Below are 494 nucleotides of genomic sequence, written 5' to 3'. Positions count from 1 at the left end.
AACAGCTAACTCTGGACTCCCAGACAACAAATCAACACATCAAACGATCACAAAACGATCGAAACGAACAACAAAAACAAAAATCTCATTTTCGAGTTCGAAACGAAATCAACAACAAGAAAAGAATCAAAAGAAACTTATCTTGCTCGCGTCCACTATCCAGTTCTCAAACCACCACGCACCCACCAGCCACGACACGAACCGGAACAAACCGGCCGGCCGGACCCATGGGGCAACGGACCGCACCAGGCGATCAAGCCTGGGGTGGCGATCCGGGAGCCCAAAAGCGCATCCGCACCACTCCACACCCACCGCACGACCGGCGGGCGAAAGCCAACGATCTCTTCCACACCAGCAACCCCACGAACCACGGGACTATCCCGCGTCGGGGGCACACACCGTCGGACGAACATCCGACTGAATACTCCGTAGAAAGGAGGTGATCCAGCCGCACCTTCCGGTACGGCTACCTTGTTACGACTTAGTCCCAATCA

1 rRNA gene is annotated in these 494 nt (G+C 54.5%); it reads right to left on the bottom strand.

The annotated features are described in order from the left end of the window. Window positions 1-432: 432 nt before the first annotated feature. Window positions 433-494, bottom strand: a 16S ribosomal RNA gene (locus DF196_RS13125); the annotation flags it as partial.

This window comes from Bifidobacterium callitrichidarum, from assembly GCF_003129905.1.
Classification (GTDB): domain Bacteria; phylum Actinomycetota; class Actinomycetes; order Actinomycetales; family Bifidobacteriaceae; genus Bifidobacterium; species Bifidobacterium callitrichidarum.
Note: the sequence above shows the minus strand (reverse complement) of the source record. Positions and strands in the feature narration are given on the sequence as shown.